General features: G+C 42.8%; 9 protein-coding genes. 4 read left to right on the top strand and 5 right to left on the bottom strand.

The window, feature by feature from the left end:
• The first annotated feature begins 92 nt into the window (after positions 1-92).
• Both R7O13_RS19380 and R7O13_RS19375 read left to right on the top strand, forming a co-directional pair.
• A complete protein-coding gene (locus R7O13_RS19380) occupies positions 93-521 on the top strand; it encodes an HIT family protein (protein ID WP_005446436.1) in 429 nt (142 codons plus the stop codon).
• A gap of 150 nt (positions 522-671) precedes the next feature.
• Positions 672-1,193: a YqhA family protein gene (locus tag R7O13_RS19375; RefSeq protein ID WP_042523163.1), complete on the top strand. Its 522-nt coding sequence runs from the start codon at positions 672-674 to the stop codon at positions 1,191-1,193.
• Between the two features lie 108 nt (positions 1,194-1,301).
• Here the strand turns inward: R7O13_RS19375 and R7O13_RS19370 are convergent, their stop codons facing one another.
• The 5 genes from R7O13_RS19370 to znuA form a co-directional block, all read right to left on the bottom strand.
• Positions 1,302-1,532 carry a FeoC-like transcriptional regulator gene (locus R7O13_RS19370; protein WP_005382192.1) on the bottom strand — a complete coding sequence of 77 codons (231 nt, stop codon included), beginning with the start codon at positions 1,530-1,532 and terminating at the stop codon, positions 1,302-1,304.
• On the bottom strand, positions 1,529-3,805 hold the full coding sequence (gene feoB, locus R7O13_RS19365) for a Fe(2+) transporter permease subunit FeoB (RefSeq protein WP_213903602.1): 2,277 nt from the start codon (positions 3,803-3,805) through the stop codon (positions 1,529-1,531). The genes R7O13_RS19370 and feoB overlap by 4 nt, the downstream gene beginning before the upstream one ends.
• Entirely contained in the window at positions 3,805-4,032 is a 228-nt protein-coding gene (locus R7O13_RS19360; protein ID WP_005382190.1) for a FeoA family protein, read from the bottom strand. Before R7O13_RS19360 ends, feoB begins: the two co-directional genes overlap by 1 nt.
• Positions 4,033-4,865: 833 nt before the next feature.
• Complete coding sequence (locus R7O13_RS19355) at positions 4,866-8,243, bottom strand: AraC family transcriptional regulator (protein WP_213912468.1); 3,378 nt, start codon at positions 8,241-8,243, stop codon at positions 4,866-4,868.
• A 202-nt stretch (positions 8,244-8,445) separates the two neighbouring features.
• Positions 8,446-9,333, bottom strand: a complete 888-nt coding sequence (gene znuA / locus R7O13_RS19350; RefSeq protein WP_167415070.1) for a zinc ABC transporter substrate-binding protein ZnuA — start codon at positions 9,331-9,333, stop codon at positions 8,446-8,448.
• A 78-nt stretch (positions 9,334-9,411) separates the two neighbouring features.
• Here znuA and znuC point away from each other — a divergent pair, with 78 nt between their 5' ends.
• Both znuC and znuB read left to right on the top strand, forming a co-directional pair.
• The gene (gene znuC, locus R7O13_RS19345) at positions 9,412-10,200 is read left to right on the top strand and encodes a zinc ABC transporter ATP-binding protein ZnuC (protein ID WP_005382185.1); all 789 of its coding nucleotides are present in this window, start codon (positions 9,412-9,414) and stop codon (positions 10,198-10,200) included.
• Positions 10,193-10,978 (top strand): zinc ABC transporter permease subunit ZnuB, encoded by a 786-nt coding sequence (gene znuB / locus R7O13_RS19340; protein WP_169628604.1) that lies wholly within the window; start codon positions 10,193-10,195, stop codon positions 10,976-10,978. The genes znuC and znuB overlap by 8 nt, the downstream gene beginning before the upstream one ends.
• The last annotated feature ends 101 nt before the right edge of the window (positions 10,979-11,079 follow it).

Here is an 11,079-nt window from a genome sequence, read left to right as displayed (position 1 = left end):
TCGATATGATTTCAAAAGGTTGGCGTGAAAGCGTCAACCTTTTGTTTTATCTGGCGTATACTGATGTCATTCAATTCAAATCGGATAATATAATGAGTTTTGAACTGCACCCTCAATTGGCAAAAGACACTACCGTTATCGGTCACTTCCCACTGTGTGTGGCACTTCTGCATAAAGACAATGCCGTGCCATGGGTTATTTTGGTACCTAAACGTGCAAACCTAAAAGAGCTTCACCACTTGCCAATGAAAGAACAGCAACAGTTTTTGCTAGAATCTCAGGCAGTAAGCCAAGCACTGGAAGCAACATTCCGTCCAGACAAGTTAAACCTTGGCGCACTAGGTAACATGGTGCCACAGCTGCACATTCACCATATTGCTCGCTTCAAAGATGACGTCGCATGGCCGGGACCGGTTTGGGGTAACACCAAAGGTGAATTCCGTACAGAAGAAGAGCAAAACGAATTACTTGGTCGCATTAAAAACGTGTTGTCACTGAGCTCTATTTTCCAAAAAGCATAAGAACTGCAAGCGAAAATAATTCGCCTTTGAATACGGCTGAAATAGACAGAGAAAGATTAATACGTATTTGTAACAATCTTTCTCATTTTTCTGGGATTATCACTAAAATAAAACTTGTTTAGACTACCAGCTCAGTTAGAGAGGGTCATCATGAAACAAGTCTTCAACACATTCCGATACGTCAGCTGGATCGCCATCATCTGTTCCATGGCTGCTTCATTCTTGCTTTTTCTTATGGGTGCAGCAAAAACCTATTCGGCATTTGCGGTCTTCATTCTCAATCAAACACCTCCAGAAGCACTCGCACATTTAGATAAAGCAGACATCGCGATCGCTTATTTGATCAAGTCACTGGATACGTTTCTTGTCGCACTAGTTTTGTTCATCTTTGCTCACGGCATCTACACACTATTTATTTCCAACAAAGCTAAAGCGAAAACACAAGAGCAGTCGGTTTTGCATTGGATCAGAACCCCGAACATCGGCCATCTAAAAAACATTTTGGCTGAAGTCATCATCGTGATCTTGTTTGTGAAGTTCTTAGAGCTCGTGCTGATTAACTTCGACAGCTTAGATTGGACGATCTTAACATTACCTATTTCGATTTTAGTTTTAAGTCTTGGTTTGAAGTTCCTAGGGTTAGGCGCGACTAAACACTCTGAAGAACATTAATTTCGCTGTATTCACAAACAATAACCAGCAAAATAAAAGCCGCATCATTGCTGATGCGGCTTTGTCGTTTTTACGTGATAATTTTTAGGTGACTAATTTTGATAGTCGCTACATGGTGACTGTCAGAGACAAACCATCTTGTTTAGTCACTGAGTAGCGAACACGAGTCACGTCATGAGCTTTATTAGTGTCGACTAGGCGGCTAATTTTGCCCTTCTTAATCCACACGTTTAACATCGCGTCGGCGCCATCTTCACTCATCCCAAACTGTTTAGCCAGATCTGACTGGGAGACGGTTCCTTTGTCTGCAATGTATTGATAAAGCTCTTTTAAAATCATGCTACTTGCGCCTCTAATGCACCGTTTTGTTTCTTACCAACTTGTTTGAACACACGGTAGGTACCAAAGAAGATAGCAACGATCACAGCCATCCAAATGCCACTTGTCACTGGGCTATCTGCGAAATGCGTCAATTGGTTGTAGAACGTCGCACATAGGTAAGCCAAGCCCATTGTCCAAACCGCAATAAAGCGTGCGAACTTATGACCAAACTCACGTACGTAAGCCCCCATCGCCGCCACACAAGGTGTGTACAGTAGGATAAAGATTAGGTAAGCAAATGCGGCATTGCCAGAAGCAAACTGAGATTTAATGTTACCGAAGATAGAAGCATCGACTTCTTGTTCTTCGGCAACGGCATTTGAGTCAGTTAAGTCACCCACTTCAATGCCTAGTGGATCTGAGTAGCTCAAACCGGCTAGGTTTTCAGGGATACTCATTACTGCCTCTTCTAGGCTGCCCATTAGATCAAATTCTGCGTCTTCACCGTCGCTTGGCGTAGTGTATAGACTGTTCAGCGTACCAACTACCGCCTCTTTTGCGAAGATACCAGTAATGATACCTACCGTCGCTGGCCAGTTGTCTTCTTGAACACCGATTGGTGAGAATACTGGAGTCACTACTTGCGCTGCTTTAGAAAGCACAGAGTTTTCGCTGTCTTCGTTACCAAAACTGCCATCAGTACCCAATGAGTTGAAGAAACTCAGAATAGCAACAACGATAACGATGGTTTTACCTGCACCAAGTACAAAGCGCTTTAGCTTTTGCCAAGTTTTGATCACCACGTTTTGTAGCGTCGGAAGTTCGTAATCAGGCATTTCCATTACTAGGCTGTCACTGCTACCTGGGTAAAGCGTGTGCTTAAGGAAAAGACCTGTGAAGATCGCTGCTACAATACCAAGTAGGTAAAGTGCGAATACAATGTTCTGACCAGAACCAGGGAAGAATGCTGCAGCGAATAGTGCGTATACAGGCAGACGAGCACCGCATGACATAAATGGCGCCATAGATGCAGCCAGTTTACGCTCACGTTCTTGGTCTAGAGTACGAGTCGCCATGATTGATGGTACGTTACAGCCAAAACCAAGAACCAACGGTACAAATGCTTTGCCCGGTAGACCGATCTTCTGCATCACTTTATCTAGTACGAATGCTGCGCGAGCCATGTAACCTGAGCTCTCAAGTACCGCTAGGAACAGGTACAAACACGCGATAACCGGAATGAAGGTTGCAACCGTCTGGATACCACCACCGATACCATCAGCAAGAACCGTCACTAACCACACAGGCAAATGACCGTCTAACAAGTGGTGACCACCATCAACCAACAATGCGCCCACACCAATGTCAAAAAAGTCGATAAATGCACTACCGATGTTAATCGAGAACATAAACATCAGGTACATAACAACAAAGAAGAAAGGAATTCCAATCCACTTGTTCAAAATAAACTGGTCGAGTCTTTCAGTCACACTACGACTTAACTTGCCTTCGCTTCGGCGAACTTTTTTACACTGTTCATGCAGATGCGTGTACTTAGTATCCGCGACATGCAAATCGATATCCAAATCTAACGTCGTAATGACTTCCAAGACTTTGCTTCTATCGATATCAGAAAGACTATTGAGCACCATTGTGTCTTTTTCAAGCGCACGAATCGCTAGTGCACGATGAGCGACGGTTTGGTCGTTAAAAAGTGCGGAAACCGTTTGAATTGCCGACTCCATCTTCTCACCATAATGCAAAGACAATTCTTTAAGTGGCACTCCTTGAACGATGGATTTATGGAGCTTTTCTTTAAACTCTGCCACTTGAGTTTTATTGGTTGCAGATAAACTGACAACCGGACAACCTAACGTTTTCTCAAGCTCTGCAACGTTAATCATCTGACGTTCACGCTTTAGCGCATCCATCTTGTTGAGGACAACAATCATAGGGCGACCAAGTTCGCGAAGTTGCAGCGTCATATATAAGCTGCGCTCTAAACTTGTAGCATCCACCACGTTAATAATGAGATCAGCAGGATGAGTTAGAACCGCACGCGATGCGATGGATTCATCAATACTATTACTATCATTACCACTGTCTAATGAGTAAATACCCGGAAGGTCAGTGAGCAAAAACTCATCCCCAGCATGCTTGAATTGTCCCGTTTTCTTTTCAACCGTGACGCCTGCCCAGTTACCAACTTGCTGTTTTGCGCCAGTTAAACCATTAAATAGCGTCGTTTTACCACTATTAGGGTTACCTACAGTTAGCACTTGATATTGCATTACACTCGCTCCACTTCAATTTTCTGAGCAATTGTTTCTCGCAATGCGACAGACACACCACGGACTTCGACTTGTAAAGGATCGCCCATTGGCGCACGTCGAATCACTTTGACTTCTGTATTGGGAAGCAGCCCCATTACCATGAGTTTCTTTCTGATATCTGATGAAAGACCATCTAACAACCGAATCGTCACCGTATCGCCAGGATTAATCTCTGATAACTTCATAGTGGCCCTTAAGAGTATTGCTAATGAGAAATATTATTATTTAATAAGTTTAGGTTGCCAATATTACTCCCCTATACCCCTTCAATCCTTGTGTGAAATCAAAGATTCCGTAAATGTTTTCACGCTTTCAAACGTTAACTTCGTAAATTTCCTCTCGTTATTTACGTCAAAATTAACATTTAAAAATGACACCTAACGAAACAAAAATGTCACAAACCAAGATAGAAAACAAAAAATGCAAATTAAAACAATTGGTTAAGTAAAAAACCAAACGTTGTCGCTTTTCTCATATAAACATGGCGTTATTTTTATAAGAAAAATAAGTAACCTCTCGTATAGTTACTCCACCGAGAGGGCAACCTCTCTAATAAATTCCAGAGGTGGCATGGCAACATGTCACTCCGGCAGCAAGCGAAGGTGTCCTTGACACCCGTGGTATAGTCCCCCCGGCTATACCACGATATTTTTTTTCACCTCTTTCAAAACTTCTTTACCTTATTCATCTTTTCAACACAGTTTTCGTTTTCACGAATGTCGCACACCATCATTCACCCAAATGAACAACGCTCTTTTGATACAGCAATACAACTGTCATTTATTTGTTGCAACTATCAATAAATCATTCTCTTGAAGCCATTTATGCTTATTGCTATGAACATCGCGACTAACAGATAGAACGTGATCGTGCTTACGTGTTGAGAATAGATTTGTAGGCTAGATGTGATGAAGAAACAATGAAACTCACTGCGTTAGCAACTGCAGCAATAATAGAGCACTGCATGCAGCTCCCCAGCATCTTAACTATTAACTAGGGAGCGTATAATGAAGGTTTTCTAGTTAATTTCTTGGCTTTCTTGAGTCAAAGCAAACTTGGACGGGGGCAAACCAAAATGTAGCTTAAACTTTTGGCTAAAGTAAGATGGATCATTAAAGCCACAGTTAAAGGCGACTTCACTGATTTTCTCACCCGCCAATAACTGTTCACACGCCGTTTCCAAACGCACCTCTGTGACATAGTCTTTTAACGTTCTTGACGAGGCAGATTTAAAACGTCTCTGCAAAGAACGTTCAGACATATACAGCATTTTAGCGGCTGACGCAGTGCCAAATTCAGGATCATGGTAATGCTCTGCCACTAATTGATAGACTTTTTGCAACCACTCTTTCTCTGGTGTGACTTGATCTTCTGCAATAGTTACAGGATTGAATTCTTGCTGCGGTTCATCCAAATAACTCCTTTCCTTCGCAGATGGCCATGTGATCTCGACTTTGTTCTGAGCATCAGAAGAGAAGACAGCCAAATAACCACCACTCGTTGTCACTAGTTGGGCAAGGTGGTCAATACTCAACTCAGAGTGATTTAAGTTAGATGGAAGCCCAGTCGCGACTTTATTAGGTAATTGCGTCCCGTAATCAAGAAAGCTCAATGACACAATATCATGCCCCTTTTCTAGCATAATTCTAACCGTTTGACCCCGGAAAGAGCGCTTGATGATATTGGCAAAAATGCTATTGAAAATAACATCAAGATTAAAACTTTCCAGAGCAACCCGGCTCTGCTTGCTCTCATCTTCTAGCTCTACCAAAATACCCGCTTTTGCAAAGTCATCTTGCCATACATCAACCACTGACTGAGTTATCTGACTCAAGTTGTAGTTCTGACTCCCACCACTTACATCACTTGGAACGCTTTTGAGTTCATTTAACTGCCAATTCGTTTTAGCCAAATGATCCTCCGTCGCAGTATCCAGAGGCATAGGTAGTTTCGCCACAATAAAGTCGACGCTTGATTTTATGGATAGAGCTACATGGTCTACGAGTAGGTTTCTAACTTGAATCTGTTTACGTAATTGCTGGTTGCTCGTAAGCAACACTCTACTTTGATGTCTTAACTGATTCGTTTTGAGAGTCACTTGAGCTGCTAGATCACGGTTAGCCTGTACAACGTAGCGAGAGCGCCAGAAAACAAGTAATGCGACGACCGCAATACTAGCTACGACAAAGCCTAAAATAGCAAATCGCGATAGATACCAAGGATGAAGGACGATAAAGTGAGATTCTAAACCAACGACTCCAGTGGCAACTTGAGACTCATTACTGACCTGCAAGTGATATTCACCGGAACTAAGGTGCTCGAGTGTCAGTTGGCCCCCCTCTAACGTTTGCCATGGGTCATCGTTGTTCAATCGATAGTACAAATTTTGACTGTCTGGTTTTGGCATCACACCGAATAAAAAACTCAGCGAAGATCCATATGGCAGTGTGAGCCCATTCAGATCGGCACTACCAACTTGCAGAACTTCATTTTCAAGCACAACTTGGCTAACAATAAACATAGACTCTGGGGGATTAGATACAAGCAGCTTGGATGCTTCTGCTTTTACGAGTCCGTACTTCGACCCCAGAACAAGCTCTCGCTCACCAATTTCTGTCTGCTGTATAACGCTACAAATACCAGGGAGGAACTCATTGTTCATTAAGCCTGATGATGATGAGTAATGTTTCACTAACTCACCCGAAAGGTGGTAATAGCTTAAACCGACAGAGGAAGCTAACCATACACCTTGCCTGTCTCTGATCAAGCAAGCAGGTCTGGCGTTGGGCTCACTCATTTCAACAACACGTTTTTCATCGCTTCGTGTATCAGTTTTAAACACACCATAAGATGAAGCAAACCACTGGCTGCCATCAACCGCCGTGGTCATGTCTAATGATTCACCAAACTTTTCTGAAAAACGGATAAACTGGATGTTGTCATTACTGTATTGGTATACGCCATGATCGGTGCCTATTAATAGGGCATCTTCAGTATCATATAGGCGCGTAACCTTAGCAGGCAAATACTGACTTACTAGCCACTCACTTCCAAAGTTTCGTACGCTTCGTGCAGCAGTATCAACATTGTAAAGATGGTATCCGCTTGATACCCAAAGACGGTCATCACCATCAACGGTCACATGCTCTACGGCATGTCCGGCCATAACCTGTAAATAAGGAAATGTAATCTTGTTGAGACCATTTAGCTCAAATATTTCCAGCCCTTTTGAGGTCGCAAGCCAAAGCATACCGTTTTGAAATGCAAATTCATTGATCTGCGACTCCAACTCTAAGACTTGGTTAATCCCACTCTTTCCTGAACGATAAATCTTTCGGTCATCAGCAAACCAAAGCGCACCATCAGGACCTTCAATAGTTTGCCGAATTCGTCCTGATAGGGTGTGTGAGTCATAACTACTAAAGGTCACTCGTTCAAATTTTTTACTAAATAGCGAGTAATAACGAATACCTTGGTTAGTCGCAATCCACATCCCTCCCATATTGTCGCTCAACAACGAATAAATCTTCGTGTTATCTAACTCTAACTCAAGAAAACTTGCAGGCGCGACTTCGGTGACCTCACCTGAAAAAAATGAGTACAAATAAAGACCATGCTCGGTCCCCACCCAATACTCTTGATTTGTCTCTGCGAATGTCAAAACATGTGAGCCGCCAATTCTAATCACTTCTTTATCAGGCTGGTAAATGTTGAAAATTAAAGCGCCACGCAAAGTACCTATCAAAATTTCTCTTCGCGTGTGTGAATAATAGACTTTCTCAATGTAGTTTTGACCTGAGGCTGCGACATGGTCAAACTTATCACCTTCAGAAAGATAGAAGCCGGAAGTCGTTGCTAGTGCCCACTTCGTTTCAACTAGCACCGCATCATTAATGTAAACGTAGCTATTATTACTATGTTGATAGAGCTGCAATAGAGAGAAAGAGTTTAACTCGCTAGTGTCGATATTGTAGGTATAGAAATGCGCGCCATCACTCACCCAAATATAGTTCTTTGAAGACCCTATTTTTCTTATTTGTGAGCCTGGATTTAAACTAAAGACTAAACGTCGTTCCTGATTTGGATAGGTTCGATAGACCTCATTTTCAATAAAGGTCCAAAAAGCACCTTTATGATAAGCCAACTGCTTGGCCGACGTTTGTAGGAAGCTACCTGATTTAGGCAATATAGTTTGACCATCGTAAAACAGGACTCTCCCGTGTACGTCATGAATCCACAAACCGCCCTTTTCACCCAAGAACAACTTTTTAGCCGCGATAAAAGTACCCTTTGACTGAGTTGGCAAAGGGTAAAAGATTGCATTTGCATTATGAAGCGCAAATGCTTGGTAGGATAAGATAAAGCCCAACAGAGCAAGGGCTAATTGGCGTAGCAAGACGAAAACCTTTTGTATCAATTTGTGCTCAGAAAGCGACCGTTCATCGTTTGTAAAACATGGATTTATACGGTTATTTTGAGCTGATAATTATTGGTAATGATATCTCAATTACTTTCTGAGAAAAGGCTCGCCTTACCAAAGGTTGTAATTCTTACTACTGGATCACGTTAAAAAGACTACTCCTACATTACGACAGCACTTAATCTGACTTTTTGTTCAAGCATTGCTCAAAACTATTCGCCATATTGTTGAGAAAAGTAAAGTAACTGCCAGGTTTTGCTTCAATTGTACTCCCTAACGGGTCAAGCTCGCCTTTAGCGACATCACTGCCTCTCATTACGCTCTGAACGACAGCCGGGGTAAACTGAGGTTCAGAAAATACACAAGCCACATCTCCACCACTTAGCTTTTGACGAATTTGAATTAAGGTCTTCGCTCCTGGCTTGCGTTCTGGGCTCACAGTAAAATGCCCCATTTGATTTAGTTCATAACGATCTTCGAAATAACCGTAAGCATCATGGAATACAAAGTAACCTTTGTTTTTTACTGGTGCCAGCTTCTGCTTTATCTGTTGGTCAGTGTCTTTTAGCTCGAGTTCAAACTTTTTGAGGTTCGCTTGATATTGAGCTGCATTTTCCGGATCAAGTGATACAAGTTGATTCACAACAGCCTTGGCCACTTGTTGTGCTTGGCTTACACCTAGCCAAAAGTGCGGATCATGTGAGCCATGATCGTGCCCATCATGGTCATGGTTGTGCTCACTATCAAATTCACGCAATTCTAGATTTGGAATTTGACTAATAGTCAAAGTATTCGATCTATCCGAAACAACTTTCTCTAGAAACGGTTCAAGATCATGTCCGTACCAGATAACCAAATCAGCCGAAGCGACCTTTTTAACATCCGATGGACGCAAAGCATAGTCATGGGGTGATGTGTTAGACTGCAATAGCACGTCTGGTGTAGTTACTCCTTGAGTAAGCTCTGTTACTAACAACTGAATAGGTTTGATACTCGTCAGTACCGTTACCGCCTGTGCTGGCAGTGTTAACATTGCTGAGGCAGCAAGAATTAATGCTCTTTTCATAGTTTTACTTGGGATATGGCGTGGAAAGTGAGATAATGTTACATTATAACATTATTGATTTGCAAATGAGTTTCATTCATGTCTTCCTTAGTCCATCTTGAGCAGTTATGCGTCGAGTTCGATGGCCGCAGAGTTCTCGATAACATTAGTATGGAATTAGAAAAGGGCAAAATAACTACCCTAATTGGTCCCAATGGAGCGGGAAAATCAACGTTAGTCAAAGTTATCTTAGGTCTTCAAAAGCCGACTAGCGGCAAGTTGAACCGACAAAGAAAACTGAAAATTGGTTACGTTCCTCAAAAGTTGAAGCTCAATGACTCCCTTCCATTGAATGTAACCCGCTTCCTAAATTTAGCAGGAAAATACAGTAAGCAGGAGTGCATTGATGCATTACGGCTTGTTGGCGCTGAACATTTACTTAATAGTAATATGCATCGCTTATCCGGTGGTGAAAACCAACGAGTGTTACTGGCGCGCGCTCTGCTTCAGCGTCCTCAGCTGTTGGTATTAGACGAACCAGCTCAGGGTGTGGATATCCAAGGTCAAATCGATCTCTATGACTTAATTGAGAGCATTCGTCACCGCTTTGATTGTGGCGTATTTATGGTGTCGCATGACTTACATTTAGTGATGGCGAAAACGGACGATGTTATTTGTCTGCATCACCATGTTTGCTGCTCAGGTTCACCTGCCACTATTACTCAGCACCCTTCTTACATCGCACTATTTGGCAATGCTGCGAGAGAGTCTCTCGCGTTTTATCATCACGACCATGAGCACCATCATCACGATTTATCCGGAACGCCAGTAAGCGGTGATGCGACATCATGCTCCCACCATAAACACGGACATCACCATCATGATTGAGTTTCTCCTACCTTCTATTCTTGCTGGTATTGGTATCGCGATCATTGCCGGTCCACTTGGGTCATTTGTCGTTTGGCGTAAAATGGCTTACTTCGGAGATACCCTAGCTCATGCATCGTTAATGGGCCTAGCGCTGGGCTTCTTGCTCGACGTAAATCTCTACCTTGCGCTACTCGTCTGCTGTTTAGCTCTGGCCGTTTTGCTTGTCACTCTGCAAAAGCAACAACTTGTGGCTACAGACACGTTGTTAGGTATCTTGGCACACAGTGCACTCTCTATCGGTTTAGTATCGGTTAGCTTTTTGGAAAACGTGCGCGTCGATTTAATGAGCTACCTATTTGGGGACTTACTTGCCGTCTCTCCACAAGATCTGATGTTTATTTACGCAGGTGTTGTTGCGGTAAGTGCGTGTTTGTACGTCTTCTGGCGCCCACTGCTTTCTAGCACTGTTAGTGAAGAACTTGCCGCTGTTGAGGGCGTGAATACAGACTTAGTTAGATTGGTGTTAATGCTAATGGTGGGTGTAGTAATCGCAGTAGGTATGAAGTTCGTTGGCGCGTTGATCATGACTTCGCTCCTAATTATCCCAGCAGCAACAGCACGTAAAGTCTCTTCATCACCAGAGCAAATGGCATTGTTCGCATCCATTATTGGCTCAGTGGCAGTACTGATGGGGCTTAGCCTATCATGGCACTTCGATACACCGGCCGGCCCTTCCGTAGTGATCAGCGCAACATCCTTATTTATGCTGAGCCAGCTGATTAAAAGCAAAGCATAATCGCATTGAGTATTAAACGCGAAAGACCTTGCTAACAACAAACATAAACCCACGGGAACGGAAAAAGAAAAGCCTGCGAAGTCGCAGGCTTTTTAATACTT

Source organism: Vibrio sp. Y176 (genome assembly GCF_033438945.1).
Note: the sequence above shows the minus strand (reverse complement) of the source record. Positions and strands in the feature narration are given on the sequence as shown.